This is a genomic window from Hymenobacter rubidus (assembly GCF_016734815.1).
GTDB lineage: Bacteria > Bacteroidota > Bacteroidia > Cytophagales > Hymenobacteraceae > Hymenobacter > Hymenobacter rubidus.
The window spans coordinates 82006-108608 of the sequence record NZ_JAERQF010000003.1; the positions used below are offsets into that span (position 1 = coordinate 82006).

A 26603-nucleotide genomic window follows, 5' to 3' on the forward strand; every position below is an offset into this window, starting at 1 on the left:
GGAAGGCGCCAAAGCTACTATTGCGACTCGCTCGCTCGCAACTGCCGCGGAAGAAAAACGGATTCATAACAATAAGGCAACCGCATTGCCTACCCCTCCGCCCGCAGCACCTCCAGGGGCGAGCGGCGCAGCACGTCGCGGCTGTTGAACAGCCCAATGCCGGCCGTGAGGACCGTGACCAGCGCCGCCAGCCCCAGCAGCGGCAGCACAGCCAGCCCGAAGCTGGCCTCGAATACCCACACGGCCAGCGCCCAAGCCGCCAGCACCGCCAGCCCGATGCCGGCCAGCGCCGCCAACAGCCCCAGCAGGCCGTATTCGACCAGCGTGATGCGCAGAATCTGGCGGCGGCTGGCGCCCAGCGTGCGCAGCAGCACGCTTTCGCGCACCCGCTGGTAGCGGCTGATGACCACCGAGCTGCTGAGCACCAGCAAGCCGGTGAGGATGCTGAAGCCCGCCATGAAGCGAATCACAAAGGAAATTTTATCCACGATGTCGTTTAGCGTGGTCAGAATCAGGCCCAGGTCGATGGCCGACACGTTGGGAAATCTTTGCACCAGCTGCTGCTGCACGGCGGCCAGCGCGGCCGTGTTGGGCGTGTGCGTGAGCACCACCTGGAACTGCGGCGCCCCTTCGAGCACCCCGGCCGGGAAGATGACCAGGAAGCTGGGCTGCACCCGGCTGCGGTCAATCTCGCGCGTGCTGCCGATGATGGTGCGCTGCGGCAGGCCCTGCACGTTGAAATCCAGGGTATCGCCGAGGTGCAGCTTGGTGCGTTCGAGGTAGCCGCTTTCCACCGAGATGCGCGGGATTTTATCGGGCCCGATGACGGGCGCGGTGCCGGCCACGAGCTTTTCGGAGGAGTTCAGCGAGTCGCGGTACGTCACGCGGTACTCGCGGGTGAGGGCCCAGGCCGGGATGCCGCGCGCGGTGTCCTTTTTGATGACGGACACGGAGGTGCCGTTGATGGCGGTCAGGCGCATCGTCACGATGGGTACGCGCTGGAGCACGGGTAGCTGCTGGGCCGTGAGCAGGGCCTCCACGCCGGCGCGCTGCTCGGGCTGAATGTCGAACAGCACGAGGTTGGCGGCCGATTTTTGTTCGGCAATCTGCACCCGGCCCAGCAGCATGGCCTGGGTGAGGAAAAGCGTGGCCAGCAGAAACGTGCCCAGCCCAATGGACGTGACCAGCGTCAGCGTCTGGTTTTGCGGGCGGTACAGATTGGCCAGGCCCTGCCGCCACACGTAGCCCCAGCCGGCGGGGAAAAAGCGCCGCACGGCCCCCATCAGCAACCGGCCCAGCCCGGCCAGCGCCCCGAAGGCCGCCAGCAGCCCCGCTCCGAAGCCCAGCGTGAGCTTCCAGTCGCGGGTTTGCCCGTAGGCGAAGGCCAGAATGAACAGGCCAATAATGCCAATCACGATGCCCCGCACCGGGTCGGGCCCGGCCGTGTCGTCCTCAAAGGCCGTGCGCAGCACCCGCAGCGGCGATACCCGCCGAATGCTCAGCAGCGGCAGCAGCGCAAACAGCACCGCCATCAGCAGGCCCGTGAGCAGCCCCGTGCCGATGGCGCCCCACGAGACGCTCACCGTGATGTCAACGGGCAGAAAGTCGCCCAGCACGCGCGGCAGCAGCGTTTGCACGGCCGCGCCCAATGCCGCGCCCAGCACCGCGCCGATGAAGCCGAGGCCGGCCGTCTGAATCAAATAAATGAGCAGCGCCTGCCGGCCGCTGGCGCCCAGGCAGCGCAGCACGGCCACGGCCGCTAGCTTTTCGCGCACGTACAGGTTCACGGCGCTGGCCACGCCCACGCAGCCCAGCAGCAGCGCCACGAAAGCCACCAGGCTGAGGTAGCGGGTGAGGTCGGCGAAGGCGCGGCCGGTGCTGCGCTGGCGCTCGGCCACGGTATCGGTGTCGATGTCGGCCGCGTCGAGGCGGGCCTGCAGGGCTTTGACGGTGGCCGCCACATCGGCGCCCGGCGCAAACTGGTAGCTGCGGGTGTAGCGCACACGGCTGCCGCGCTGCACTAGCCCGGTGGCCGTCACCTCCTTCAAAGGCAAAAACACCGTAGGCGCCACGGCCGAGGTAATGCCCGACTGCCCCGGCGTCTTCAGCACCCGCCCGATGATGGGCAGCACCACGTTGCCCACCTGCACTGAATCGCCGATTTTCGCGCCGAATTGCGTCATCAGCACGTCATCAACCAACGCTCCTGGCGCGGCCGTGGTATCGGCAAAGCGCCGGGCGGCCGCTTTCGGCTCGGTCTCCCAGGCGCCGTAGAAGAAGCCGCCGTCGCGGGCCCGCACCTGGGCCAGCCGGGTGCCCCGGCCCGGCCGGAACTGCACCAGCGAGGCAAACGATACTTCCCGCGTGCGGGCCGTGCCGAGGCGGCTCAGGGCCGGCTCCAGCTTGGCATCGAAGGGCTGGTTGGCGCTCAGCACGAGGTCGGCCCCGAGCAGCTCCCGGGCCTGTGAGTTGATGCTCCGGGCGAGGTTATCGCCAAAGGAATTGATGCCCACCAGCGCCGCAATGCCCAGCACAATGCTGGCCATGAAGAGCAGCAGCCGTGCCCGGCTGCGGCGGCTGTCGCGCCACGCCATGCGGAAAAGCCAGGAGGTGTTATTCATTTTTTGGTGTATTTGGGTAGCTGATAAATAACAGTCATGCTGAGCGCCGCCGAAGCATCTCTACCACGAGAGTAAATAATTACTATTGCAGTAGAGATGCTTCGGCTGCGCTCAGCATGACGTTCAGTTAATTATTTCATTCATTCCTGACACTTCCACCACCTTGCCGCCGCGCAGCCGCAGCGTGCGCTGCGTCTTGGCGGCCAGCTCCAAATCGTGCGTCACCAATACCAGCGTGGTGCCGGCTTCGCGGTTTAACTCAAACAGTAAATTCACCACCCGTTCGCTGGTGTCGGGGTCGAGGTTGCCGGTGGGCTCGTCAGCGAAGAGCACGGCGGGGCGATTGGCGAAGGCACGTGCCAGGCTTACGCGCTGCTGCTCGCCGCCCGAAAGCTGGGCCGGGTAGTGACCGGCGCGGGCGGCCAGGCCTACGCGGTCGAGCAGGTCGAGGGCGGTGCGGGTGGCGCCGCGCTGGCCGCGCAGCTCCAGCGGCACCAGCACGTTTTCGAGGGCCGTGAGGGTGGGCAGCAACTGGAAATTCTGGAAGATGAAGCCCACGTGCTCGTTGCGCACGGCGGCGCGCTGGTCTTCGCTCAGGTTATCGAGCTGAATGCCGTTGACCCAGACGCTGCCCGAGGTGGCGCGGTCGAGGCCGGCGCAGAGGCCCAGCAGCGTGGTTTTGCCCGAGCCCGAGGGCCCGACGATGGCAAAGGTGTCGCCGGCTTGCAGGTCGAAGCTCACGGCGTGAAGCACGGTGAGCGGCTGGCCGGCGCTGGGGTAGGTTTTGGTGAGGTTTTCGACGCGGAGGATGCTCATGGATTGGGGTAGGAGGGGATGGGGGAGGCGGGAAGGAGTGAAAAGGCCGTCATGCTGAGCGCAGCCGAAGCATCTCTCCTGCAATAGTAATTTAGTTGCGTTGCGCGGTAGAGATGCTTCGACTGCGCTCAGCATGACGTTCTGCTGCTGATGTTCTTTCAACGCATCACACCCGCACCGCACAACCGCGCCGCCACCCGTTCGTTATTCAAGACGTGGAAACCACCGGGATGTTTTTCGGATTTACGGTTTCGTGCCAATACGCCGCTTATGAAATTCCTGAATCTGTCCTTGGCCGCCCTGTTGGGTTTGGCCCTCGCCGCCTGCAATTCCAACTCCACTCCCGAAACCGCTAAAGCCCCGGGCGCTGCCCCGGCCACCGCCGCCACCAGCACCCCGCCCGGCCCGGCCACCGGCAAGAAGCGCCTGCTGTTCTTCGGCAACAGCCTCACGGCCGGCTACGGCGTCGAGCCCGAACAGGCATTCGCCGGCCTCATTGGCCAGAAAATCGATTCCCTCCAGCTGCCCTACGAGGTGATAAATGCCGGCCTGAGCGGCGAAACCACCGCCGGCGGCCGCAGCCGCGTGGGCTGGATTCTCAAGCAGCCCGTCGATGTGTTTGTGTTGGAGCTGGGCGGCAACGACGGCCTGCGCGGCCTGCCGCTCTCGGCCACCCGCGAAAACCTGCAGGGCATCATCGACACGGTGCGGCGGCGCAGCCCCGGTGCGCAAATCGTGCTGGCCGGCATGCAGATTCCGCCCAACATGGGCCAGGCCTACGCCAAGGATTTCAAAGCCCTGTACCAGGAAATGGCCACCAAAAACCACCTCGTCCTGATTCCCTTCCTGCTCGAAGGCGTGGGCGGCGACCGGACGCTCAACCAGGCCGATGGCATCCACCCCACGCCGGCCGGGCACCGCATCGTGGCCCGCACGGTGTGGGCGGTGCTGCAGCCGTTGCTTCGTTAGGGCAAGAGGGTAGGAGGTGTTTTAAGGCGAAAGCAAAAGGGACGAACTCACACCCCCATACCCTCCTGCCCTCACACCCTATCCTATATCACCCGCAGGCCGTCGAGGTTCACCTCGTCGCGCAGCAGCTCCAGGTGGCGGTAGGCGAGGGGCCGGCCGGCGTCGGTGCTGAGCTCGGGCAAGGGCTCGCGGGCGGCGTCGAGGGTGAGTTGGGTGAGTTTGCGCTCGCCGAGGTAGATAGCCACCGGGCGCCCCAGGCGGGCGTCGTGGGCGGCGAGGGCATGGTCGATTTCGGCCAAGATGGTGCTCATGGATAAAGAATTGAGCTTGATGGGAGCGGAAATATAGCGAGGTTTTGAAGAAGCAGGGAAATGTTGATTTACCGCGAGGCGCAACGCATTCCCTATCGCCTGGCCGTGGGCTGGTGCCCCGGCAGCGCGTGCTCCCGGCTACCTTTGCGCCATGACTCCTGCTGTTTCTGCTGCGGCGCTGGCCGCCCGGCCCATTGGCATGTTCGATTCCGGCATTGGCGGCCTCACCGTGGCGCGGGCCGTGGCCCGGCGCCTGCCCCACGAGCGCATCGTGTACTTCGGCGACACGGCCCACCTGCCCTACGGCGACAAAAGCACGGCCGCCATCCAGGCCTACTCCGTCAAAATCTGTGACTTATTGCTGCGCCAGAATTGCAAGCTCATTGTCATTGCCTGCAACTCGGCCTCGGCCGCTGCTTACGAGCTGGTGCGCGAGTACGTGGGCAGCAAGGCCAAAGTGCTGAGCGCCATCGACCCCATTGTGGCGCACCTGGGCCGGGCCTATGCCGGCCGCCGGGTGGGCCTCATCGGCACGAAGCAGACGGTGAACTCCAACGTGTACAAGAAGAAAGTCGACGACCTCGACGCCGGCGTCGACCTGCACTCGCTGGCCACCCCGCTGCTGGCCCCCATGATTGAGGAAGGCTTCTTCAAGAACTCCATTTCTGACGACATCATCGGGACCTACCTCGGCAACGCGGCCCTGGCCGACATCGACGCGCTGGTGCTGGCCTGCACGCACTATCCGCTCATTAAGGAGCAGATTGGACGCTACTACGCCGGCCGCGTCGATGTACTCGATGCGTCCGATGTGGTAGCGGCCGATGCCGAGGCCTACCTGGGGGCGCACAACTTGCTGGCGCCGGCCGCGGCCACGCCGCCGGCGCACCACTTCTACGTGTCCGACTTCACCCGCTCGTTTGAAGAAAGTACGCGCATCTTTTTCGAGCAGGAAGTGCACTTGCAATACTACCCATTATGGGAGTAGCCGGACTCCTACCGTTCGTGTTCATTAATCCGTAACTTTCCAGGCCCGGTATGGGGCTTTATCTTTGGCCGCAGCTGCACGAGTGCAGCCACGTCTATTCATTCGTTTTCCTACACTTTCACTTTTATTCACCCATTTTCGATACCTATGAAACACTTTTTCACTTCGCGCCTGCTGGCTTGCCTGGTGATGCTGGCGCTGCTGTGCCCGGCCCTGGCCGGCTACGCGCAAAACATCACCCAGGCCGATTTTACGGGGGTAGTAGTGCCCCAGTACCTGAGCAGCGGCAACAATTCGACCACGACCACCAACCCGGGCCCGCGCCTGGCCTACGTCTTTCGGGGCACCCTGACCAACCTGACGCCCAGCACCCTCTACCGCTATTTTGTGCTGGCCGCTACTTCCACCGATTTCGGCACCACGGGCGCCGCCGGGGTGGTCCTCTCGCTTACGCCCGGCACCACGCCGGCCACTTCCACCTACGTCACCACCTCGACGGGTAGCCTGAGCACGGCGGGCAGCTACGCCACCTTTACCACCGACGCCTCGGGTAACTACACCGGCTGGTTTGGCTTTGTGAACTCGACCAACGCGCGCTTCACCACCTCCGGCAATGTGCTTTATCCGATGATTACGCTGGCCACCGACGCTACGCCGGCCACCATCGTGGCCCGGCGCGCTCTCGACCTGGGGGCTACCGTGCTGGCCTTTGGGACGGGTGCCAACACCGGCACGCTGCTGACCGGCTCCTCGTCGGCCACGCCCAAAAACCTTGTTTTTACCTACGACAACACCACCGGCACCGGCCGCCCGGTGAGCGGCGGGCTGGTTGAGGGCGTCGGGGTGGCCACCGGTACCATTGCCACCTACGGCACCACCGACGGTTCTTATTCTGTCATTATTCCGGGCACCCTCGGCAACGGCGTGCGCCGGGTGGAGGAGCGCAGCATCGTGACCGGGGCAGTGCTGAACTGCAACAACGACGCCGATGGCCTCTGGCCTTCGGGCGCCAACACCGTGAGCCCCACCGGCGGCGCTACTCCCGTGGTGCTCACCGCGACCGACACGCCTCTGAATGCCGGCTGCGCTTCGGCTACCACGGCCACCATCACGGCCGCGCCGGCTACGCTCACGGCCTTTAGCACCGTGGTGGGCACGGCCTCGGCCACCCAGACCATCACCGTCGGCGGCTCGTCGCTCACCGCCGGCATCGTGGTGACGGCGCCGGCCGGCTACGAAGTATCGCTGAGCGCCACCAGCGGCTTTGCGGCTTCCCTCACCGTGCCCCAGACCGGTGGCACGGCTGCCAGCACCCCCGTGTATGTGCGGCTGACCGGTGCGGCCACGGGCACCTTCGCCGGCAACGTTGCCCTGACCAGCACCGGCGCTGCGGCCGTGAACGTGGCCGTGACCGGCACCGTGACCACCGCGGCCACGCCCGCACCCACCGTCACCAGCTTCACGCCCACCAGCGGCCCGGTGGGCACCACGGTAACCGTCACCGGCACCAACTTCACGGGTGCCACCGGCGCTACGCTTAATGGCCTGGCCGGCACCAACTTCATGGTGATGAGCGCCACTTCGGTGATGTTTGACGTGCCCACCGGCGCCACCAGCGGCCCCATTGCCGTGACCACGCCCGCCGGTACCGGCACCAGCGCCGGCACCTTCACGGTGACGCTGCCGGTGGTGGCCCCCACCATTTCGGCCCTCACGCCCAATGCCCAGGTTCTGGGCGGCCCGGCGGTCACGCTGGTTATCACGGGCACAGGCTTTACGCCCACCTCCACGGTAAGCTTCAACGGCGTCACCTACCAGCAAACGTCCAGCACCGCCACGTCGCTCACGGTCACCATCCCGGCCAGCGCCGTCGCCACGGCGGGCAGCTATCCGGTCACGGTCACCAATACGGCAGGGACGTCGACGGTTCTTACCTTCATTGTGAGCAACCCCAGCACCGCCGGTGCGTTCGAGGACTTCGAAACGGGGACAAAAACGACCTATGCGGCTGCTTCGGTGGCCTTGGCCAGCGGCTCGTGGACGTTCTCCGATGCCCTCATCGGTACTTCGTTTGCTGATAAGTTCAACGGCCTGAAATCGGCCCGCATCCGCGCCGGCTTCATTCGCATGGACTTCGACAAAACCACCGGTGCCGGCACCGTAATCGTGAACGCTGCCTTGTACGGCACCGACACGGGTGCCACGTTCATCCTCGAAAAATCGACCGACGGCGGCGCTACCTTCACCACCGTTCCCGGCGCTCCGGCTACCCTCACGGCTACGCTCACACCCTACACCTTCGCGGTGAACCAGGGCGGCAACGTGCGTTTCCGCATCACGAACACCACCACGGCCACCGTCCGTGTCATTGTTGACGATATTTCCATCAGCAACTACACCGCCCCGGCCAACCCGGTGCCTACCATTACCAGTATCACGCCGAACTCGGTGGTGGTGGGTAACACCGGCAACGTAACACTAGTAGGAACGGGCTTCACCAGCGCCTCAACGGTGGTTGTGAACGGTGCGAGCATTCCGGCCACGGTCATTCCGAGCACGTTCGTGTCGGCTACGCAAATCACGGCCACGGTGCCCGCCGGCGCGCCGGAAGGTGCCTACACCGTGACGGTGGTGAACCCCACGCCCGGCGGCGGCACCTCCAACGGGGTGGCCTTCACCATCGTGCCTCCGGCTCCTACCATCACCAGCTTCACGCCCACCACGGGCGGCCCCGGTACTGGCGTGACCGTGACCGGTACCAACCTGTTGAACGCTTCGGCGGTGCGCATCGGCTCGTTCAACGTGCCCAACTATTCGGTGGTATCGGCCACGAGCATCACCTTCGTGGTGCCCGGCGGCACGGGCAGCGTGAGCGGCCGGATTACGGTGGTAACGCCCGGCGGCACGGCTACGAGCACGGCTTCGTTTAACCTGGTTTCGGCCACGCTGGCCGGCCAGGCCCTGCCCGGCCTGTCGGTGTTTCCGAACCCGGCGGCTGACCGCATCACCATTAGCCTGCCCACGGCTGGCGCAGCCATGGTTGCCCTGCGCGACCTCGCCGGCCGCGTGGTGCTGGCGCCCGCCGTGCTGGGCGCTGATAAGCAATTGGTGCTGCCGGCCACACTGGCCCGCGGCATCTACCTGCTCGAAGTGCGTCAGGGCGATGTAACCGCCGTGCGCCGCATCGAGAAAAACTAAGAACAGCCCGGCCGGGCGTGGCCTGCCAAGCTGTTTTTACCTGAATAAAAAAGGTCTCCGCAGTTGTGGAGACCTTTTTTTATTCAGGCAAAGGCTGTTTAGGAACTGTCTCATTGGCCGGTCCGACGCCCTAGGCGTCCGACCGGTTGTCGCCAGCACGGCTTCCAACAGACCGTCGACCCACAACCGGTCGGACGCCTCGGGCGTCGGACCGGGCAGAGCCGATTTTCTAAACAGCTTCGCAATGTGGCGTTGTTGTCGGGAACGTTTGCGCAAGTAAAAAGCCACAAACGCTTGGTAGCGGCTGGCGTGGCCCCGACTTTTAGCGGACCAATCCACTGGCTGCCGCCGTTCCAATTACGTGATGCCCTCTCCCGAACCTTCTATCCCTTCCTTCGTGTCCGATGCCGGCGTTGAGTGGGAAACCACCGGCCCCGGCGTGCGCCGCAAAGTGCTGGCCCACGGGCCCGACCTGATGCTTGCCCGCGTCGCCTTCGAAACCGGCGGCATCGGCGCCCGCCACCAGCACCCGCACGCCCAGCTGAGCTACGTGGAAAGCGGCACGTTTGCCTACACCATTGGCGCCGATACGCAGACGCTGCGCGTGGGCGACAGCTGCTACGTGCCGCCGCTGGCCTGGCACGGCGTGGTGTGCACCGAAGCCGGCGTGCTGGTGGATGCCTTCACGCCCCGCCGCGACGATTTCCTGCCCCAGACTTGACGCTAGGGTAGCGAAGCCGCTTGTTCGCTCAATCACGCCTTTCCCCTTCCTCTCCTGCTTTCTGCTGATGAAAACCACCGCGCTGCGCCTGCTGGGGCTGCTGATTCTCTTGTTGCTCGGCTTCTGCCTGCTGCCGGCCCGCGCCCAGACGGTGACCGTGGCGCCGGACGGGTCCGGAAATTACCGCACCATTCAGGAGGCCATCAACAGCCTGCCGGACGCGGCCAGCAAGCCCCGTACGGTGCTCATCAAAAACGGGACCTACCGCGAGAAGGTCTACATCGACGGCAAGGCGAACCTCGTGCTGAAGGGCCAGAGCGAGGCCGGCGTCGTGCTCACGTATCCGCAGGCCCGCGACATGTGGCTGTGTAGCCCCGAGGCGAAAGCCGGCGATTGGGGCGTGGCCACCCTCAACCTGCGCCGGAGCCCCGACATCACCCTCGAAAACCTCAGCGTCGTCAACAGCTACGGTTTCGACGCCACGGGCGAAGTCACGATTGACTGCCCCACGGCGCCCACGGGCAAGAAAACCGTGAGCAAAACCGGCCACCAGATGGCCCTGCGGGCATTGCCGGGTGCTACCCGCCTGATAGCGCGGCACTGCACCTTCCGGGCGCTGGGCGGCGACACCGTGAGCCCCTGGGACACAGAGGCGGGCGCCTATTATTTCAAGGATTGCACCATGGAGGGCGGAGTGGATTTCTACTGCCCCCGCGGCTGGGCCTACGCCGAAGACTGCCGCTTTATTTGCCACAGCCGGGAGGCCGCCATCTGGCACGACGGCTCGGGCAGCCGCGATTCGAAAACCGTGCTGCGCCACTGCACCTTCAGCGGCGATGACGATTTCAAGCTGGGCCGGTTTCACCGCGAAGCCCAGTTCTACCTCATTGACTGTAAGTTTGCTAAAAACATGGCTGATGCAGACATCTACCACGCCGCCTCGGGACCGGGGCCCAAGCAATGGGGCCGGCGCGTGTACTACGCCGGCTGCCACCGCACCGGCGGCGACTACGCCTGGTTCGGCGATAACCTGGCCAGCGCCGAGGGCGCCCCGCAAGCCAAGGACATCACCCCGGTCTGGACGTTTGGCGGGCGCTGGAATCCGCTCACCGGAGCCGTTTTACAGCCAGGCGTACCCGCTGCTGCCCCGGCACCTGCGGGCCACTGAGTGCTCCGACTAACGGAAAGCGCGTAGGTAGCGAGGCCGGCTTTAAAATGCGGGAGCCGGAAATACGGTTAGTGCCTTTGCTGGTGCCGTATTATAGAAGCTGTTTAGGAGGGGTGTCGTTAGCCGGCCCGAAACCGCTCCAGGGCCAACAAGGCGGTGGGGTTGAGTAGGGTGAACACCCGGCGTCAGATGGCGAGGGTGCGGCGGCGCAAAAACTTCCGCATGGCCGCATCAAGTGGTTGCGAGGCAGCCAGCAGATGGTATCAAACCCCTGGCGATGGGCCGTTTGCGCGGTGTCGCGCAGCCAATCCTGTAATTGCTGCCGGTAGGTAGCCCGTTGCCCGTCGGCATCAATCTGCAGGGTCTGGCCGGTTTCCGGGTCCCTGAGCGTAACGGCCCCTGGCAGCTGAATTGCAGCTCATTATGCGCCATCAAATGCAACCACAATACCTCGCCGCTGGTGGCACGCCAGCGGCTAAGCAGCGCGTTGATTTCTGCGCCCTCTTCATACAAATCACTCACGCAGACGGTTAGCGCACGCTGTTGCCGGGCGGTGAGCGGTGCCAGTGTCCGAATGTCCTCCAGCGTAGCGGCGAAGCGGCCGTGCAGCAACGCCTATGCTTTGGCGCAAAGTACCAGCGCCTGTCCGGCTCTCGGACCAGCGCCCCAGCGCCCGTGGTCCTGGATAAATTTCACTTCCCAAGTAGCCGGCCGCGTGGCGCGCACCAAGCGGTTCACAAAACCCGTTACACCGACTCCGAAACTGCTCTAGTTCCGGGTTGGAGCTGGCTTGCCGCACCAGCGCCCGCAACGCCCGGACATTGGCCCCGCCCAGCACATCCTGCGCCGTTTGGCCGGCCGCGCCGGTGGTGCCGCGCAGCACCGCCAGTTCCTCCGCGGCCGTGGGGTAGCCGATGCGAACGTACCGCAAAAACCGGTCGAGCTGCGCCTCGGGCAAGGGGTAAGTGCCTGATTGCTCAATCGGGTTTTGGGTGGCCAGCAGGAAGTTGGGCTTGGGCAGCGCGTGCGGTTTTAGGGATTTTCTTCAGGGCACCTGCGCCAAAGCATTGACGCCTCTGCTCTGCAAAGGAGCGGGCAAACAGGCCGTCGATGTCGTGGTTACAATCGTCCACAAACACGAAGCCACCGTTGCGCACGTAGTGGATGAAGTGCTGCTGCTCTGTGCTCGAAAACTGCACCAGCCGGTGCCCCGACAGGTAGCAAAAGCAGGAATTGAACAGTGCCGGGCTGTCCAGCGCCACCACTTTTTCTTTGGGGTCCGACGGGCACTTTGGTGTATTGGACCAGCGAGTGCAGCAGGGTGGCGGGCATGCGCTCGGTCACCACGTCCCAGTCGCCGGAGTGGTATTTCAGGCGTACGAATACGAAAGTGAACGGGGCCGTCAGCACAGCGAGTAGGGTAGAAGCGTAAGAAACGAAGAAAGTAACCCGGACGTTTGGATGATGGTCGTACCGAAAATAATTGCGCTGCTTGCGGCGTTGCGTTAGCGGTGGCAACACCAACGCGCGCCGCCCACGCTTGCAACCTTTTGCCCGGCACCGGCTGTATTTACTGCGGCCGAATCTAAGGCCGAAGCATTCAACGTATTATCGTTTATTTTCCTCACGCCGTTGCTGTTATTTGCCATGAAAAAACTGTTGATTATCGGTTTTCTGAGCTTGTTTTTTGCGTCGCTGGCGCAAGCACAATTTGGCATAAAGGGCGGCCTGAACGTGGCCGAGCTAACGGGCAGTGATGGCCAAAGCGCCACCTACATGCCTTTTTACCACGTCGGGGTTTTCTATCAGGCCAACATTCTGGGGCCGCTTTCCATCCAGCCCGAAGTGCAGTATTCGCTGCAAGGCGGCAATTTGAAATCGGCCTATACCAACTACGACAGCCAACTGCACTACCTCACCGTGCCCCTGCTGGCCAAACTTACCGTGGGCCCGGTGTTTGTGGAAGCGGGCCCGCAGTTTGGACTGCTTCTCAGCGCCAATCAGTCGGGCAAATACCAGATTGGCTTCACTGCCGATGGCATGCCGGCCTACGGCAACGAGTCGCGCCCGGCCACCAGCGAGTTCAAGCGCGGCGACTTTAGCGTGGTGGGCGGCGTGGGCCTCAAACTGGCCAGCACCTTCTCGCTCGGCGGCCGCTTGGTGGCGGGCTTGAACGACGTCAACGATGCCAAGAACCTGACCGGTGTCAACGACCCCCGGCTGCAAAACCGGGTTTTCCAGGTGTACGCCGCGTTTCAGTTTGGCGATGGCAAGAAATAGATAGCCCCTCGGTCATCCCGAGCGCCACGAAGGACCTTCTTCCGTTTGAATCGCTTATTCAGCGTGAGAAGGGTGCCGTCGCGCGTCAGGCCGGTGTAAAGCAGCGTCTGCGGGGCGACTTCACGGAGGTACCACGGGCGCGTCACCAGAATGCCTTTGGTGTTGCGCTTGGCCACGAAGCTGGTCCCGCCGTCCAGGAAACCGGCAGCGGTGAGGTTCTTGACGGCGCACAGGTTCATGGGCTCGGCCGCTGGGCCCGCGTGGCGGCCGTAGAAGGCGTGGGCAGATACGTCTGCGGACCGAGCAGCGGCACGTATTCCGGGCTTTCGGACGCGAGCTTGGCAATGTCTTCGGCCTGCTGCACGGAGCGTTTTAGGGTTTTATCGTCGAACCCGTTGCAGGTGGCAATGCCGCTGCGCTTGCCATACCGCGACTCTACAGTGAGTGGTACGGAATCCTGAGCGCCGACCGTGCTCACGCTGTTGCGGGCGTAGCGGATGTTGCCGGTGGTGCGGCCGCGCAGGGAGGCCTCGCACTCGTCGGCGGTGCTGTAGGTGAGAACCTTTTTGAGTAAAGCCTGGGCGGCGTTTTTGGAGAGAATGGCCATTTTGATTGAGCTGTTAGCTAATAGCTGCTGGCTATCAGCGGTTAGCCGAGGCCTCCTCAACGCAAGCCAACAGCTAACAGCTAGCCCAACGGAGCCGGGTTGCAGCTTGTCGGCCACGATGTTGACGGCTTTTAAGCCATAGGGAAATGTTCTTCGCCTTCCATTCAAGCGTAGGGCACTTTGTTGGATGGGCATTTTCCAGCTTACTTCGCTGTAGCCTTGCTGGGCGGCCAGCTGCAGGGACTCCTTCAGCACCAGCTTGTTGGCTTCGGCAATGGCGGCGGCTACGCGGGCCACCGTGGCCACACTGGTCGAGGCAAAGCCCCAGCAGCCGCCCACCAGCGCCCGGATGCCCACGCCGTAGCTCTCGGTGCTCACGTTGTTCTGCACCTGCTTCGCGCGCGCAAACAAGCACTGGTTCAGGGAGCGGCCGATGCGCACGTCGGCACAGCTGGCCCCAGCGGCTTTGGCGGCGTGCAGGCCGGCATCGGCGAAGCGTTTTTTCTGGGCCGCGTCGGCGCCTGGTTTCAGCAGGTGCGTAGGGCCGACGGGGTTGCCGCCGAAACTGGGAAGGCTGGGGAGGAAGAGGGCGCCGGCCGCCAGGCCGGAAAGTCCCACAAAGCCACGTCGTTTCAAAGCAGCGTGGTTATTTTGATAAAGCAGCTGCTCTAGAAAGTCGGCTTCGGGTGCCCGTCGGTCATCCTGAGCGCAGCGAAGGACCTTCTCACGCCTGCACAATCGCCGTTTAGTTGGGATAAGGTCCTTCGCTGCGCTCAGGATGACATCGGTCTTCATTTCCTAAACAGCTATGAAATCAGTTGAGTAAGGATGGGTACAAATCTTAATGAAAAAGACAGTCTGACTGCAACAACGTTGCGTTGTTCATAGCAGGCCCGCACAATTGCTGCGCCGCGGGAGAGAAGAAGCCCCGATGCTTATTAGCATCGGGGCTTCTTCATGAGACGACAGCGACTGGCCAGCGAGACACTCCCTTAATAGCTTCGTTGATTATTGCGGCACGCAGGTTGCCTCGGCTGCGCCCGGCAAGGCGGGCGGCTTGTGGGGTTGCTTGGCCAAACCGCCTTAGTTGGAAGGCCGCCAGCTAATGGTCATGCCCGGCGTGCCGTTGCCGAAGTAGGTGGGCGACATGCCCACGTCGCGGCCGATGGATTTGCGGCCCCAGCGGTTGCGGTGGCTCAGGTAGGCCAAGTGAGCGGAAAGGATGCCGAAGCCGGCCCCGGCCACCACGTCGGACTGCCAGTGCTTGTCGTTAATCATGCGCAACGCCGCTACACTCGTGGCAATGGTGTAGGCCCCAATGCCGTACCACTGGCTTTTGTCGCGGAATTCGGTGTGCACGATGCTGGCCGCCAGAAAGGCCTGCGCCGTGTGGCCCGATGGAAACGACAGGTCATCGGAGCCGTCGGGGCGGGTTTCGCGTGCTATGTACTTGACGGCGAAGGTAGAAGCCAGCATAATGGCCTCGCCCTTGGCAATAATGAGCAAAGTGTTAATGCGGTCATTGCGCGACTCTACGCCCGCAATGGCCACCGCCGCCAATTCAAAATACGGGGCGATAATCAGCGTGTTGTCAAAGCCAGTGCTGACCGGCCGGAACTGCTTCTGCACAAAGGTTCGTTCGCTGTGGTTAATGCCGGCATCGCCCTGCGCCGTGATGGCGCCATAGGTGATGAGCACAGCCGGAATGGCCACGGCCTTGAACAGCTTGCTTTTAAGGAAAGGCTTGCTGCCGGGGGCCGAAACACCGCCGGGGTTGGCGTACTTTTTGGTCGTATCGGTTGACGTGGGTTTTACTTGGGCCTGGACCGGATGGATTGCCCCGAACAACAGCATAGCAGCAGCGAAACGGGTAACTAGAAATGAGCGCATGAAGGTGAAATTGGAGTCAGAACGATTTTGAATTCGGTATTACGGGCTTGTTAACATAAACGTAACGGCAGATTCTGAGGGAAATCTTAATAGGCTGATTATGCGCAAATTATTACGATAAAAAAAGTCCCCACCAATGGGCGGGGACTTTGAAATCTGAGCGAAATCTGTTGATTATGTGGCTATTCCCAACCGCCGCCCAGCGCCCGCACCAGCGCTACGCTAGCGCCTAGCAGGTTGCTCTGGGCCTGGGTGAGCAGGGTGGCCGCATCCAGTGTCTGCCGGTCGGCATCCACTACTTCAAAATAATTGGTGAGGCCGGCGCGGTACCGCTCCTTGGTGAGGGCGCTGGCGAGGCGGGCGGCGCGGTAGGCGCGCTGGCGGGCGGCCACCTGGGCCTGGTACTGGCGTACATCGGCCTGGCTGGTTTCCACTTCCTGAAACGCCGCGAGGGCTGCCTGGCGGTAGTCGGCCACCAGGGCTTCGGCTTCGGAGCGGACCACCTGCTCGTTGGCGCGGTTGCGGCCCCCGTTGAACACCGGGATGCTGATGCCGCCGCCCACATAGTAGGTGTAGTTGTCGGCCACCCGGGCCAAATCGCCCAGTTGGGCGCTTTGCGGCCCCAGAAATCCGTTGAGGCGCACGGTGGGCAGGCGCGTGAGCTTGGCCACATCCACGCGGGCACTGGTGGCGGCCAAGCGGCGCTCGGCCTGTTGCAAATCGGGCCGCCGGGCCAGCAAAGAAGCTGGCAGCGAAGCCGGCACCGCAGGCGCGGTGAGCTGGCCCGGCTGCGGCGCCACCGCAAACCCGCTGGCCGGTACCCCCAGCACCGTAGCCAACGACGCTTCGAGTCCCAAGCGCTGGCGGCGGGTTTCCAGCACGCTGGCATCCACGTTGGCCAACTCGGTTTCGGCGCGATGCACGGCAATTTCGTTGTCGACGCCAGCGTTGAAGCGGGCCCGGGTCAGTTCGAGGCTGTGCTGGCGGTCGGCGCGGGCAGTATCGAGCACCTGCAATTGCGCATCGAGCCCACGAATGCCATAATAATACGTAGCGGCATCGGCCGTGAGCGAGAGCAGCACGGTGCGCCGGTTGGCTTCCTGCACCTGGGCATCGGCTTCGGCCGCCCGAATGCTGCTGCGAATCCGGCCCCACACGTCCACTTCGTAGCTGGCGTTCACGGGGATATAATACTGGGTCTGCACTACGCCGAGGTTGCTGGTGGCTACCGGAAAAGGCAGCGGCCGCAGGCCCGACAGCCGCGTGCGGTACACCTGCGGGTCGACGGTGACAAGGGGCGAGCGGTAGGAATTGGCTACGCGTACGTTGGCACGGGCTTCTTCTACGCGGGCCAGGGCGGCTTGCAGGCTGAAGTTCTGAGCTGTGGCCTGCTGCTCCAGGGTGGCGAGGCCGGCATCGTTGAAAAGCGTCCACCAGTTGCCGGGCGCGGGCGGGTTGTCGACGCTGGGCGGCGTACTACTGGCCACGGCGGCGGGTGGCGTGGCGGCGGTGAGGCTGTCGGCGGTGTTCCGCCAGGCCGCCGGCGTGGGCAGGCTGGGCGGCGCGTAGCTGGGTGGTCGCACGCAGCTGGCCAGCAAGGCAATCAGAAGAAAAGGGAAGAAGCGAAGGTTCATTTGGCAGGGCAAAATCAAAGCTGGCGGTCATGCTGAGCGAAGTCGAAGCATCTCTGCCGCAGCAGTAATCCAATTGAATAAGTTAGTTGCGCAGTAGAGATGCTTCGACTTCGCTCAGCATGACCGTCTTGTATCGCAACTAATACCTATTTCACCGGCATGGATACCCGCGGCGCATCGGGGTCGTTGGGGCGGGGCTTGGCGGGCGGCGGGCCAGCCGGCTTGGCGGGCGGCACAAAGGCTTTGGTTTGCACGGCCTGGCCTTCGGTGAGGTTTTCGGAAGGGTTGAGCACCAACAGTTCGCCGCCTTTCAGGCCCTGCGATACTTCGAGCTGCTTGCCAAAATCGCGGCCCGTGGTGATGGTCAGGTAATGGATTTTGCCATCCTGCACGGTGGCTACGCGACTATCGGTGCCGCCGGGCACCAGCGCATTGGCCGGAATGATGACGCTGGGCGCCGTGCGCGGCAGGTAGAAGCGGACCTGGGCGTAGGAGCCGGGCCGCAGCTCACCGCGCGGGTTGGGTACCTGCACTTCGGTGAGCAGCGTGCGGGTGCTGGGGTCGAGGGCGCCCGCATCGCGCACTACCTTGGCGGCGAAGGGCTTACCGGCATACTCCGGTACCAGGTAGTCGGCCTGCATGCCGTTTTTAATGGCGGGGGCGAAGTTCTGGGGCACCTGCACGTAGGCGCGCAGCTTGTCCGTCTGCTCAATCTTGAACAGCTGCGAGCCGGGGGCGTTGTTGCTGTTCACCAGGCTGCCCACTTCCACATTGCGTTGGGTAACAATGCCGCTGAACGGAGCCGTAATGCGCCGGAATGCCTGCTGGGCCAGCAGCTGTTGCACGCCGGCTTGCTGGGCAGCATACTGCGCTTTCGCGGCATCCAATTCCTGCTTGGAAATGGCTCCGGGCAGCGCCACGCCGGCCAGGCGGTTGTAGCTGGTTTTGGCCAGGCCGAGGTTGGCGCGGGCCTGGGCTACCTGCTGGTCAAGTTCGGGTGTGGTTACTTCGGCCAGCGCCTGCCCGGCGTGCACTTTCTGGCCGATGTCGGCGCTCCACGACTTTACGAAGCCGTTGGCCTGGGCAAACACGAAGGTTTCGCGCAACGATTTGGTATCGGCGGGCAGGGTAACGGTGGTGGTATCGGGCGCGGCTTTGGCCGGCACTACCGTCACCGTGGGCGCGGCAGTCGAAACCTGAGCCGCTTCGGCGTCGCGGGCTTTTTCCTGCTTGTGCCGGGGCATGTAGCCCAGCAAAAACAGGCCGCCAAAGACCAGAAGGACAATAAAGATGATGAGCCAGAACCGGCCAGAACCGGAAGAGTTAGAATCAGACATTATGCAAAAGAATCGGGGCGGAAAGCGGGGTAGAACGTCATGCCCCTCTCTCCTTTGGAAAAGGGCCAGGGGTGAGGTTTGCGAGGCCGAAGTGGGAATGATGCTTCGGCTCCGCTCAGCATGACGTTTTACTAACTAAGTAGTTAAGCCTGGGTCGTAGCCACTGGCTTCATCTTTTTCAAATACGAGAACATAATCGGCACAAAAAACAGGGTCGTAACCGTGGCCAGCATCAGCCCGCCAATTACGGCGCGACCCAGCGGGGCGTTTTGTTCGCCGCCTTCGCCCATGCCCAACGACATGGGCAGCAAGCCAATGACCATGGCCAGGGCCGTCATCAGCACGGGGCGCAGGCGGGTGAAACCGGCATCCAGGGCTGCGTCGCGCGGCGACAGGTCCGGCTCTTCCTCGCGGCGCTCGTTGGCGAAGGTGACGAGCAAAATCGAGTTGGCCGTGGCCACGCCAATGCACATGATGGCGCCCATCAGGGCTGGCACACTGAGCGTAGTTTGCGTCACAAACAGCATCCACAAAATGCCCGCCAATGCCCCCGGCAGCGCCGTGATGATGATGAGCGGGTCCATCCAGCTCTGGAAATTGACAACCATCAGCAGGTACACCAGCACAATGGCGCCGGCCAGCCCCAGGCCCAGCCCGGCAAAGGACGTGCGCATGGAATCAGCCTGCCCGCGCAAGGCCAGGGTGGTGCCTTTGGGCAGCGTTTTCTCGGTTTCAGCCAGGATTTTACGGATGTCTTTGCTCACGCCGCCCAGGTCGCGGCCGCTCACGCTGGCGTACAGGTCTACGGTGCGCTGGATGTTGTAGTCCGACGCTACAGCCGTGGTTTGGGTGCGGCGCACGGTGGCAAAGTTGCTCAGCAGCTGGGCCTGACTTTGCGTGGGACCGGTCACGCCGATGTTGTTGATTTCATCGAGCGTTGACAGGTCGCGGGGCGGCGTTTGCACGGCCACGGTGTAGTTCACGCCGGTGGTCGGGTTCAGCCATTGGTTGGGGTTGGTTTGGGTGCTGCTGCTCAGGTTCACCAGCACGTTGTTGGCAATGTCGCGCTGCGAAAGGCCGGCTTCCTGGGCGCGCACCCGGTCGATGTCGATGCGCAGCTGCGGCTGGTCAAACGCCTGGTAGATAAAGGCATCGACGACGCCCGGCACCTTGTTGATTTTCTGGTGCAGCTCGCCCGCAATGCGCTGGTTGGCCTGCTTGTCGCGCCCAATCACCTGAATATCAATCGGCGCGGGCAGACCGAAGTTCAGCGTTTGATTCACGATGTCGGCCGGCTGGAAGAATATAATTAGGTCGGGCTGCTCTTTGCGCAGCCGCCGGCGGATTTCGTTGATGTAGTCGGCCGTGGGGCCGTGGTCTTCCTTCATGCTCACCAGGATTTCGCCATCGCCGGCCCCAATGGTGGGGTTGTCGCTGAGCAGCAGGTTGATGGAGATGGCCGGCAGGCCAATGTTGTCGAGCACCAGGTCCAGCTCATCGGCCGGAATCACGCTGCGAATCACGTTTTCGACCTGCCGGAACCGCACCTCCGTTTCCTCTACCCGCGTGCCGGTGGGCACCCGCACGTGCAGGCGCAGCTGGCCGGCATCCACGGTCGGGAAGAAATTCTGGCCGATGAGCGGAAACAGCCCCAGCGAGCCAATGAAGAGCACCGCAAAAGCCACAATCACCTTGGGCCGGTTGGTCAGGCTCCAATCCAGGGCCCGGCCATACACGGCCCGGAATTTCTCAAATTGGTGCTCAAAGGCCGTGTGCAGCTTCCAGACCCAGGTTTTGGTAATGCCTTCGGCCGCCCGGCGCTCCTCGTCGGTAATGGCTTCTTCGGCTTCTTCCTCGGGGGTGGCGCTGGGGTGGGCCTTCTCAAACTGTTCGCGCCGGATGCGCTCCAGGTCGCGCTCGACCTGGCTCACCGGCTGGCCGTTGCGCTGGTGCTGGCTGGGCAGGTCGGGCTCTTCCTGGGCGTGGTAGATGGGCAACTCCTTGCGCAGCAGGTACATCACGAGGGTAGGCACCAGCGTCCGGCTGAGAACGTAGGAGGCCAGCATGGCAAAAATCACGGCCGTGGCCAGCGGCGCAAAAATGGCCGACGCCACCCCGCCCAGGAAAAACACCGGCACAAACACAATGCAAATGGCCAGCGTCGCCACCAGGGCCGGCGTCGCAATCTGCTGAGCGCCATCGAGAATGCTGCGCTTGAGCAGCTTCTTCATGCCCATGTTGCGGTGAATGTTCTCGATTTCCACCGTGGCATCATCCACTAGAATACCCACGGCCAGCGACAACCCGCCCAAAGTCATGATATTCAGGGTTTGTCCCAGCACATTCATCACAATGATGCTGACCAGAATCGAGAGCGGAATACTCGTTGCAATAATCAGCGTGGAGCGCCAGGAGCCCAGAAACAGCAGAATCATGAGGGCCGTGAGGGCCGCCGCGATGCAGGCCTCAATGATAACGCCCTTGATGCTGGCGCGCACAAAGAAAGACTGGTCAAACAAGAGCTTGATGTTCAGGCCGGGCGGGGCGTTGGCCTGAATGTTGGGCAGCACCTTCTTGATTTTGTCGATGATGTCGAGCGTGCTGGCCGCGCCACTTTTCAGGATGGGAATGATGGCAGTACGTCGCCCGTTCTGCCGTACAATGTTGGCTTGCACCGCCGCGCCTTCGTGCACGAAAGCCACGTCGCGAATGTATACCGGCGTGCCATCTACCGTTTTGATGGGCAAGTCGTTGAGGGTGGCAATGGCTTCGGGGCTGGAGTTCAGCTTCACGTCGTATTCCCGGTCGCCAATCTTGGCCGAGCCGGCCGGGATGATGATGTTCTGGGCCAGCAGCGCGTTCACCACGTCGTTGCCACTCAGGTTTTTACCGGCCAGCTTCTCGGGGTCGAGGTCGACCATAATCTGCTTTGGCTTGCCACCATTGGGCAGCAGCACCGAGGCGCCCTGCACCACCGCCAGGCCCGGCCGGATGAAGGCATTGGCCGCGTCGAAAAGGTCCGATTCGCCCAGCGTTTCGGAGCTGAGCGAGGTTTGGGCAATGGGCACGTTAGAGGCCGAGTAGCGGATAACGAGCGGCGGCGTGATGCCGGGGGGCAGCACCCGCAGCAGCGTTTGGGTGATGGCCGTGAGCTGGGCCACGCCCGCATCGGGGCTGGTGCCGGGCTGAAAAAATACTTTAATCAGGCCAATGCCCTTCAGGCTCTGGCTTTCGATGTGCTCCACGTTGTTGACGGTGGTGGTAATGGAGCGCTCCACCGGGGTCACAATGCGCTGGTTCATCTCCTCCGGGGCCATGCCCGAGTAGCCCCACACCACGCCCACCACCGGAATGGGAATGTCGGGGAAAATGTCCACCGCCATTCGCTGAATGGTGAGGGCCCCGCCTACCAGTATAAGCAGCGCCATCACCACGAAGGTGTAGGGGCGTGCCAGCGCCAGTCTAACTATCCACATACTACGTCTCCTATTAATCCAGAGCAGCCCGGTTTGGCCGCAAGGGTTCCTAACCAGCCAAACTACTCAATAGTTGGCCTTCGAGGGGTAAAATTAACCCTTCGACCTAGAAAAAGGGCCTTTTCATCGACAGAGAGGTCAAAATCCATCGACTGAAGCACTGCAATTCAGGATTGCGCGCCGCTACGCCAAGGTCGAGCTTATTTGTGGTTTTTCCGGCATCGTTTGTTGCCGGTAGGAGAGGCGCAACAAACTGGGCAGCACCATCAACAGCAGCGGCAGCGCCAGCAGCAGCCCGCCAATGACGGCAATGGCCAGCGGCTGGTGCAGCTGCGCGCCTGCCCCAATGCCAAGGGCCAGCGGCAGCAGCGCCGCAATGGCCGAGAGGGCCGTCATCAGCTTCGGCCGCAGGCGGGCCGCAATGGCGTAGCCCACGGCCTGCTCCACGGGGTTGCCCTCGGCCAGCACTTCGAAAAACTGCTGGAAGGTGAAAATGGCGTTTTCCCCAATGATGCCGACCACCATAATCAGGCCGGTGTAGGAGCCCACGTTCAGCGGCGTGTTGGTGGCAAACAGCGCCAGCGAGCCGCCGGCCGGCCCCAGCACGGCAATGAGCAGGATGAGCCCGGCTGCTTTCAAGTCCCGAAACAGAAACAGCGCCACCGCAAACACCAGCAAGCAGGCCGTGCCCAGAATGGTGAGCAGCTCCTGAAACGACTGCTGCTGCTCGGCATACGAACCGCCGTACTGGATGAAGTAGCCCGGCGGCAGCGGCACGTCGCGCTCCAGCTTCTGGCGAATCTCACTCATGGCGCCCCCCAGGTCGCGGCCGTCGAGGCGGGCCGTCACGGCTGTCATCGCTTGCAGGTTTTCGCGCTCCAGCTCGGCTTCGCTGGGGGTGATGCGCACGGTGGCCAGCTCGTCGAGGCGGCGGCGCTGGCCGTTGGGCAGAAACACGGGCTCGCCGCGCATCTGGGCCAGGGTGGCCTGCGCAGCGTTGGGGTAGCGCATCCTTATGTTCAAAAGCTGCTCGCCTTCGAGCACATTGCCGGCCGTGGTGCCGGCCAGCTGGGTTTGCAGCTGGGTCTGGAAATCGGTGGCGGTGAGGCCGTACTGGGCCAGGCGGCGCGGGTCGGGGCGCACGTCCACGCTCGGGCCCATGCGCACAATGCCGTCGAATACGTCGGCGGTGCCGGCCACTTTTTCCACCACGGCGGTCACCTGCTCGGCCAAGGCGTAGCGCTTGGTGGCATCGGGTCCAAAAACCTTTATTTCGATGGGCTGGACGGTGCTCATGAGGTCGCCGAGCATGTCGCCGATAACCTGGCCGAAGTCGATGGTGAGGGCCGGCTGGGTGGCTTCAATTTTTTCGCGAATGTCGGAAATGACTTCCTCCGTGGTGCGCTTGCGCGTGGTTTTCAGGCGGATGAGGTAGTCGCCGCGGTTGGGTTCAGTGATGAAAAAGCCCATCTGGGTGCCGGTGCGGCGCGAGTAGCTGGCTACCTCGGGCACCTTTACAATCAGCTTTTCGGCCTGGCGCAGCATGCGGTCAGTTTCCTCGATGCTGGTGCCGGGCGGCGAGTTGTAGTCGAGCACGATGGCGCCTTCGTCCATATCGGGCAGAAAGCCCGTGGCCAGGCGCGGAATAATCAGCGCCATGCTGCCGATGAGCGCGAGAATGCCGATAATGCTGTAAGCCGGGTGGCGGATAACGGCGCGCACCCAGGGGATTTCGTGGTGGGCGGAGTCGGCTTTGCGGTCGACCTCCACGGTCACCTCCCCCCCCCGGCCCCCCTCTCCCGCGGAGAGGGGGGAGCCTGACGATTTTGTTGTGTCGGTGCCGACTGGCTCCCCCTCTCCGCGGGAGAGGGGGCCGGGGGGTGAGGTGAGCGGCTGGCCGGCTTTGCCCCGCCGCGACAGCAGCAGATATATCACTGGCAGCCCCAGCCACGCCACCAAAAACGAGCACATCAGCGCCACCACCATCGTGGTGGCCAGCACTTTGAAGTAAGCCCCCGCCACGCCGCCAAGCAGTGCAAACGGCAGGAAAATCACAATCGTACTCAGCGAAGACCCCACCAGGGCCGGCAGCAGATGCCCCACCGAGCGGCGCACCACCTCGCCGGGGGTGGCCTCGGGGTGCTCCTCGCCCACGCGGTGCAACTGCTCCACCATCACCACGGCGTCGTCAATCATCAGGCCGATGGCGGCGGCAATGGCGCCCAGCGTCATGATGTTGAACGAGTAGCCCAGGCCGAAATACAGCACCGCGATGGTGAGCGCCAGCGCCACCGGAATGGCCCCGAGAATGGTCATGGTGGCCCGGAAGGACCTTAGGAACAGCGCCGTGACCACGAGGGCCAGCGCCAAGCCAATCCACAGCGCATCCTGCACGGAGCGCACGACTTCGGCCACAAAATCGGCCTGGTCGTAGTAGGGAGCCATGCGCACGCCACGCGGCAGGCCGGTTTTCAGGGCCGCTACTTTGGCCTTTACGCCATCGGACACCTGCACCACGTTGGCATCGGGCTGGCGCAGGATGGAAATAAGGACGGCGTCGGAGCCGTTGGCGTTGATGCGGGTGTATTCGGGCTGTTCGCCGAGGGCCACGGTGGCCACGTCGGCCAGGCGCACGATGCGGCGGCCGTCGTTGCGGAGCACGATATTTTCGAGGTCCTCTTTCTGCAGGATGGTGGCGTCCGTGACGGTGAGGTAGAGGCGGCGGTAGTCGCTCAGGTAGCCGTTGCTCTGCACGAAATTGGTGGCGGTGAGGGCCTTCGTGATGTCATCGGGCCCGAGGCCGAGGGCGGCCAGCTGGTCGGGCAGCAGCTGCACCTGGTATTCCTTGGTGCGGCCGCCCTGCACCGCCACTGACGACACGCCATCGACCTGCGACAAAAACGGCTTGATGGTGTAGAGCGCCAGCTTGCGCAGCTCCAGCGCCGAGCGGCCGGGGGCTTCCAGCGTGTAGCCCATCACCGGCAGAATGGCCGGGTTCATGCGCTCGACGGAGATGTTGACGGTGGGCGGCAGGTCGGCCCGAATCTGGTTCAGGCGCGACTCAATCAGGGTTTGGCTGGTGGCCACGTTCACGCCCCAATCCAGGAAAGCCGAGATTTCGCAGCTGCCGCGGCTGGTGGTGCTGCGCAGCAGTTTCAGGCCGGGCACGCGCTTCATGGCGTCTTCCATGGGCTTGGTCACGGTCACCATCATGCGGTCGACGGGTTCCAGGCCGTTCTCAGCAATCACCTTCACCTTCGGGAAAGTCACCTCCGGAAACAGCGCCACGTTGATGCGCCGGTAGGCCACCGTGCCCAGCGCCAGGGCCAGCGCCAGCAGCACCGCAATGGGCGCTTTGTAGGCTTGGAAAATGGATGGGCGGTTAGGCATTTGGTTGGTATTCTTTGCTTTTGTTGAACGTCATGCAGAACGCAGCGAAGCATCTTGCCCGCAGGAAATAATTCAATCGACTGGTTTAGTGGTGGCGGGCAAGATGCTTCGCTGCGCTCTGCATGACGTTCCTTTTGCTCATTTCAGAGGTTCTTCCTATTCCTTCTCCGCCGCCGCCGGCCGCGTCACCTTCACCGCCGCCGTGTCGTCGAGCCCAAAATTGCCGCTCAACAAAATCTTGTCCTTCGCCGAAAAAACCGGCTTTTTAATTTCAACCTGCTCCTTGTCCTGTTCGCCCACCGTCACCGGGACCTTCACGGCCGTGGAGTCATTGAGCAGCTTCATCACCCAGAACGCGGTTTGCGTTTCATCCGTCAGCACCGCCCCGCGCGGCAGGGTGCTGGCCAGGTGCGGGGCCGTCTTGTCGATTTCGACCTGCACGGCCAGGTTTTCGGGCAAATCGGGCACGGTGCCCACCGGCCGGATGGTGTAGCGCTGGGTCTGGATGCTGACGTCGGCCGTGGCCAGCACCTCGGCTACGCGGCCGTTCAGCACGCGGCCATCGGGCAGGAAAATGCGGCAGTTCTGGCCCGTGTGCACGTAGCGCAGCTGGGTCACGGGCACGTCGAGCACGAAACCAAAGCGGCTTTTGTCGTAGGTGAGGCCGAGCTGCTCGCCGTCCTGCACGTAGTCGCCGGCCAGCTTGTCCACCGTGGCCAGAATACCGCTGCGGGCCGATTTGATGGCAATAATGCCGCTGAATTTTAGGCGCGGGTCGCCGGTGAGCTGGTCGAGATGCAGCGTTTTCGATTCCTTAGTTTGGATGGTAAAGACCGTCTGGCCGGCCCGCACCTGCTGGCCCACCACGGGCGTAGGCGCCAGCACGTAGCCGGTGGTGGTGGCCCGTAGCGCGTCCTTGGCCGGGTAGGCCGACACGGCGCTCAGCCGCAGCACATCGGCAATGGTATCCGTCTGCACCGTGCCGATAGTAACAAGGGCGCGGGGCTTCACGGCGGGCTCTTCCGCGCCGTCGGCAGGCGTGTCAGCGGCGTCTTTCGAGCCGCAGGCGGTGAGGCTGGCGAGGGTGAGGAGAAAGAGAAAGCGGGGGAGATTCATCAGGAGTAGGGGCGGGGCCTGCCCCCGCCCGTCGTTGAACGGTAATTGTTGAGACTTACACCGGCCGGTGTGAATGACGGG

The 26603-nt window shown here is 63.4% G+C and carries 18 protein-coding genes and 1 pseudogene; 6 read left to right on the plus strand and 13 right to left on the minus strand.

The genetic code is table 11. From position 1 onward, the window contains the following. Positions 1–89: 89 nt before the first annotated feature. Together JKL48_RS03095 and JKL48_RS03100 are read right to left on the minus strand one after the other, a co-directional pair. Positions 90–2621, minus strand: a complete 2532-nt coding sequence (locus JKL48_RS03095) for an ABC transporter permease (protein ID WP_236668587.1) — start codon at positions 2619–2621, stop codon at positions 90–92. 123 nt (positions 2622–2744) lie between these two features. Beyond that, positions 2745–3437 (minus strand): ABC transporter ATP-binding protein, encoded by a 693-nt coding sequence (locus tag JKL48_RS03100; RefSeq protein ID WP_201978304.1) that lies wholly within the window; start codon positions 3435–3437, stop codon positions 2745–2747. Positions 3438–3707: 270 nt separating this feature from the next. Between JKL48_RS03100 and JKL48_RS03105 the strand changes: the two genes are divergently transcribed. Continuing rightward, positions 3708–4406: an arylesterase gene (locus tag JKL48_RS03105; protein ID WP_201978306.1), complete on the plus strand. Its 699-nt coding sequence runs from the start codon at positions 3708–3710 to the stop codon at positions 4404–4406. A gap of 83 nt (positions 4407–4489) precedes the next feature. Here JKL48_RS03105 and JKL48_RS03110 read toward each other — a convergent pair whose 3' ends face one another. After that, positions 4490–4717 (minus strand): hypothetical protein, encoded by a 228-nt coding sequence (locus JKL48_RS03110; protein WP_201978308.1) that lies wholly within the window; start codon positions 4715–4717, stop codon positions 4490–4492. A 151-nt stretch (positions 4718–4868) separates the two neighbouring features. Between JKL48_RS03110 and murI the strand changes: the two genes are divergently transcribed. From murI to JKL48_RS03130, 4 genes are all read left to right on the plus strand, one after another. Then, positions 4869–5705: a glutamate racemase gene (murI, locus tag JKL48_RS03115; RefSeq protein WP_201978310.1), complete on the plus strand. Its 837-nt coding sequence runs from the start codon at positions 4869–4871 to the stop codon at positions 5703–5705. Between the two features lie 147 nt (positions 5706–5852). Next, positions 5853–8903 carry an IPT/TIG domain-containing protein gene (locus tag JKL48_RS03120; RefSeq protein WP_201978311.1) on the plus strand — a complete coding sequence of 1017 codons (3051 nt, stop codon included), beginning with the start codon at positions 5853–5855 and terminating at the stop codon, positions 8901–8903. Between the two features lie 364 nt (positions 8904–9267). Beyond that, on the plus strand, positions 9268–9624 hold the full coding sequence (locus JKL48_RS03125) for a cupin domain-containing protein (protein ID WP_201978313.1): 357 nt from the start codon (positions 9268–9270) through the stop codon (positions 9622–9624). Positions 9625–9691: 67 nt separating this feature from the next. Then, entirely contained in the window at positions 9692–10792 is a 1101-nt protein-coding gene (locus JKL48_RS03130) for a pectinesterase family protein (RefSeq protein WP_201978315.1), read from the plus strand. A gap of 514 nt (positions 10793–11306) precedes the next feature. On the opposite strand, the gene JKL48_RS23705 is transcribed toward JKL48_RS03130, so the two are convergent. Together JKL48_RS23705 and JKL48_RS03135 are read right to left on the minus strand one after the other, a co-directional pair. Next, positions 11307–11813 carry an AAA family ATPase gene (locus JKL48_RS23705; protein WP_394368846.1) on the minus strand — a complete coding sequence of 169 codons (507 nt, stop codon included), beginning with the start codon at positions 11811–11813 and terminating at the stop codon, positions 11307–11309. A gap of 13 nt (positions 11814–11826) precedes the next feature. Then, positions 11827–12199: pseudogene (locus tag JKL48_RS03135) on the minus strand (DUF4159 domain-containing protein); the annotation flags it as partial. A 240-nt stretch (positions 12200–12439) separates the two neighbouring features. Here JKL48_RS03135 and JKL48_RS03140 point away from each other — a divergent pair. Continuing rightward, positions 12440–13072: a porin family protein gene (locus tag JKL48_RS03140; RefSeq protein WP_201978317.1), complete on the plus strand. Its 633-nt coding sequence runs from the start codon at positions 12440–12442 to the stop codon at positions 13070–13072. Here the strand turns inward: JKL48_RS03140 and JKL48_RS03145 are convergent. The 8 genes from JKL48_RS03145 to JKL48_RS03180 form a co-directional block, all read right to left on the minus strand. Next, positions 13048–13311, minus strand: coding sequence for a hypothetical protein (locus tag JKL48_RS03145; RefSeq protein WP_201978319.1), 264 nt, complete (start codon positions 13309–13311; stop codon positions 13048–13050). The two genes, JKL48_RS03140 and JKL48_RS03145, sit on opposite strands and share 25 nt — an antisense overlap. Further along, the gene (locus JKL48_RS03150) at positions 13308–14315 is read right to left on the minus strand and encodes a PmbA/TldA family metallopeptidase (RefSeq protein WP_201978320.1); all 1008 of its coding nucleotides are present in this window, start codon (positions 14313–14315) and stop codon (positions 13308–13310) included. The genes JKL48_RS03145 and JKL48_RS03150 overlap by 4 nt, the downstream gene beginning before the upstream one ends. A gap of 447 nt (positions 14316–14762) precedes the next feature. Beyond that, positions 14763–15569: a phosphatase PAP2 family protein gene (locus JKL48_RS03155; protein WP_201978322.1), complete on the minus strand. Its 807-nt coding sequence runs from the start codon at positions 15567–15569 to the stop codon at positions 14763–14765. Between the two features lie 182 nt (positions 15570–15751). Continuing rightward, positions 15752–17203 (minus strand): efflux transporter outer membrane subunit, encoded by a 1452-nt coding sequence (locus JKL48_RS03160; protein WP_201978324.1) that lies wholly within the window; start codon positions 17201–17203, stop codon positions 15752–15754. 146 nt (positions 17204–17349) lie between these two features. Next, complete coding sequence (locus JKL48_RS03165) at positions 17350–18540, minus strand: efflux RND transporter periplasmic adaptor subunit (RefSeq protein ID WP_201978326.1); 1191 nt, start codon at positions 18538–18540, stop codon at positions 17350–17352. Positions 18541–18683: 143 nt separating this feature from the next. Then, positions 18684–22016, minus strand: coding sequence for an efflux RND transporter permease subunit (locus tag JKL48_RS03170; RefSeq protein WP_201978327.1), 3333 nt, complete (start codon positions 22014–22016; stop codon positions 18684–18686). Positions 22017–22199: 183 nt separating this feature from the next. Further along, positions 22200–25406, minus strand: a complete 3207-nt coding sequence (locus JKL48_RS03175) for an efflux RND transporter permease subunit (RefSeq protein WP_201978328.1) — start codon at positions 25404–25406, stop codon at positions 22200–22202. 156 nt (positions 25407–25562) lie between these two features. Then, complete coding sequence (locus JKL48_RS03180) at positions 25563–26522, minus strand: efflux RND transporter periplasmic adaptor subunit (protein ID WP_201978329.1); 960 nt, start codon at positions 26520–26522, stop codon at positions 25563–25565. Positions 26523–26603: the final 81 nt, after the last annotated feature.

Excerpts from the sequence above, each read along its gene's own strand:
- JKL48_RS03125 (WP_201978313.1), top strand. The coding sequence starts at position 9,268 with ATGCCCTCTCCCGAACCTTCTATCCCTTCCTTCGTGTCCGATGCCGGC.
- JKL48_RS03180 (WP_201978329.1), bottom strand. The coding sequence starts at position 26,522 with ATGAATCTCCCCCGCTTTCTCTTTCTCCTCACCCTCGCCAGCCTCACC.
- JKL48_RS03165 (WP_201978326.1), bottom strand. The coding sequence starts at position 18,540 with ATGTCTGATTCTAACTCTTCCGGTTCTGGCCGGTTCTGGCTCATCATC.
- JKL48_RS03160 (WP_201978324.1), bottom strand. The coding sequence starts at position 17,203 with ATGAACCTTCGCTTCTTCCCTTTTCTTCTGATTGCCTTGCTGGCCAGC.
- JKL48_RS03095 (WP_236668587.1), bottom strand. The coding sequence starts at position 2,621 with ATGAATAACACCTCCTGGCTTTTCCGCATGGCGTGGCGCGACAGCCGC.
- JKL48_RS03130 (WP_201978315.1), top strand. The coding sequence starts at position 9,692 with ATGAAAACCACCGCGCTGCGCCTGCTGGGGCTGCTGATTCTCTTGTTG.
- JKL48_RS03155 (WP_201978322.1), bottom strand. The coding sequence starts at position 15,569 with ATGCGCTCATTTCTAGTTACCCGTTTCGCTGCTGCTATGCTGTTGTTC.
- JKL48_RS03110 (WP_201978308.1), bottom strand. The coding sequence starts at position 4,717 with ATGAGCACCATCTTGGCCGAAATCGACCATGCCCTCGCCGCCCACGAC.
- JKL48_RS03100 (WP_201978304.1), bottom strand. The coding sequence starts at position 3,437 with ATGAGCATCCTCCGCGTCGAAAACCTCACCAAAACCTACCCCAGCGCC.
- JKL48_RS03120 (WP_201978311.1), top strand. The coding sequence starts at position 5,853 with ATGAAACACTTTTTCACTTCGCGCCTGCTGGCTTGCCTGGTGATGCTG.
- JKL48_RS03145 (WP_201978319.1), bottom strand. The coding sequence starts at position 13,311 with ATGAACCTGTGCGCCGTCAAGAACCTCACCGCTGCCGGTTTCCTGGAC.
- murI (WP_201978310.1), top strand. The coding sequence starts at position 4,869 with ATGACTCCTGCTGTTTCTGCTGCGGCGCTGGCCGCCCGGCCCATTGGC.
- JKL48_RS03140 (WP_201978317.1), top strand. The coding sequence starts at position 12,440 with ATGAAAAAACTGTTGATTATCGGTTTTCTGAGCTTGTTTTTTGCGTCG.
- JKL48_RS03105 (WP_201978306.1), top strand. The coding sequence starts at position 3,708 with ATGAAATTCCTGAATCTGTCCTTGGCCGCCCTGTTGGGTTTGGCCCTC.
- JKL48_RS03175 (WP_201978328.1), bottom strand. The coding sequence starts at position 25,406 with ATGCCTAACCGCCCATCCATTTTCCAAGCCTACAAAGCGCCCATTGCG.
- JKL48_RS03170 (WP_201978327.1), bottom strand. The coding sequence starts at position 22,016 with ATGTGGATAGTTAGACTGGCGCTGGCACGCCCCTACACCTTCGTGGTG.